2 protein-coding genes are annotated in these 1,337 nt (G+C 43.1%); both read left to right on the top strand.

Annotation, left to right across the window (positions count from 1 at the left end):
• Window positions 1-571: 571 nt before the first annotated feature.
• Complete coding sequence (locus tag DXU84_RS04805) at window positions 572-1,063, top strand: hypothetical protein (protein WP_153375009.1); 492 nt, start codon at window positions 572-574, stop codon at window positions 1,061-1,063.
• Window positions 1,060-1,263, top strand: coding sequence for a hypothetical protein (locus DXU84_RS04800; RefSeq protein WP_153375007.1), 204 nt, complete (start codon window positions 1,060-1,062; stop codon window positions 1,261-1,263). Before DXU84_RS04805 ends, DXU84_RS04800 begins: the two co-directional genes overlap by 4 nt.
• The last annotated feature ends 74 nt before the right edge of the window (window positions 1,264-1,337 follow it).

The following is a 1,337-nucleotide window of genomic DNA, read 5'->3' as shown; positions in this document are numbered from 1 at the left end:
ATAAACTGCATGCTGGACTGATGATGGTCATTGTTGTGTGCGCTGCACGCATCTTCTGCGATCACCAGTTCATAGCCGTTAAATATTATGATCCCAGACTTAGGCCATTTAACTATTAAGTAATAACACGGTGATTGTGATTGGTTTTACACTTCAAACAAACTTGCGCCAAAGGAGTCACCAAGATATAGAACCACTATCAGCCATTATCACCGATGAGAAAATTTAAGCTCTACAATTATTTAAGCAGGGTTTAAGGCGTAAACCGTTAGCTGACCTATTACTGCTAACAAATCTTTTCAAAGGCGCTATGCGTTGTTCATAGTGAGGTTTCATTATGGTGATCGCAGGTCTAACAGCGAAAAGAAACGGAATCTACAAATGTTCGATGAAAGCTGAAGGGCGGTGTAACACAAAAGGACTTAGTCGCCGTCAAACAGACCGCGCATTGGTTCACGAACTTCTCTACAACACCAATCGCTTTTCTTTGAAACAGCCGAAGGATTCAGAGATGGGTAAACTACAGTCTCAACTTACTGAATTTATTTAGAGAAGAGAAAATCTTTTGAAGTTGGCTGAGTTATCAGGTGACATAGAGTCATCAGCAAAACGACTACGTGAACTCAATACGCAAATTAAGGATGCTGAAAGGTCTGTAGCAGAGAGTCACCAGCGGGAATCCTTATCTCAACTCGAAACTATAAGTCATCTTGACCTAACAACTAAGCCCGACCGCATCGAAGCACAAATCATCATTAAACGCCTTATCAAAGAAATCAGAATCAATACCAACATGAAGCAATGTGACATCGAATTTCACAATGGCTATAAGTTCTTTAATTATCCGTTATGGCGTGAAGATTTTGACGGAGCAAGTTGGGTGAATTTTTTCCTGTTGCTGGGAGAGAAGGAATACACGTTTACGGGGGCGGAGGGCGCCAGCACCGGTATCACTGAGCGTGTTACTGACTTTGTGCAGGGTAAGCCGTCTGGCGGTCAGGTTGATGACCGTTTGTTTCCAGAGGTTGAACCTGATTATACAAATACGACCGGTGACGAATGAAAATAACACATAAAGATTTTTACCTTGAAGTAACCAAGAAGCAGGATGAACTTTGCACCCTGATACCTGCTGAGTTTTGGCCTGAAGTGAAGCGTCTCATTGGCAATTCTCCAAACCACGGAGACGTTAAAGAGATGTTCTCAACTGTTATGCCAGAGCAGATTGGTAGCTGGCGCAAACGCGAGCCTGAAGAATGGTGAATAGACCCTAGTTTCCTAGACTGTTCCGTGCCTCATGAACCAGGCACTTTCATAAACTGCAGGGGGTTGATCCT

This window comes from Rahnella sp. RcJ3 (assembly GCF_009498575.1).
Classification (GTDB): domain Bacteria; phylum Pseudomonadota; class Gammaproteobacteria; order Enterobacterales; family Enterobacteriaceae; genus Rahnella; species Rahnella aceris.
This window is presented reverse-complemented; position numbering and strand designations above follow the sequence as displayed.

What these genes read in the sequence shown, in the direction of transcription:
- DXU84_RS04800 (WP_153375007.1), top strand. Translation starts at nt 1,060, where the DNA reads ATGAAAATAACACATAAAGATTTTTACCTTGAAGTAACCAAGAAGCAG.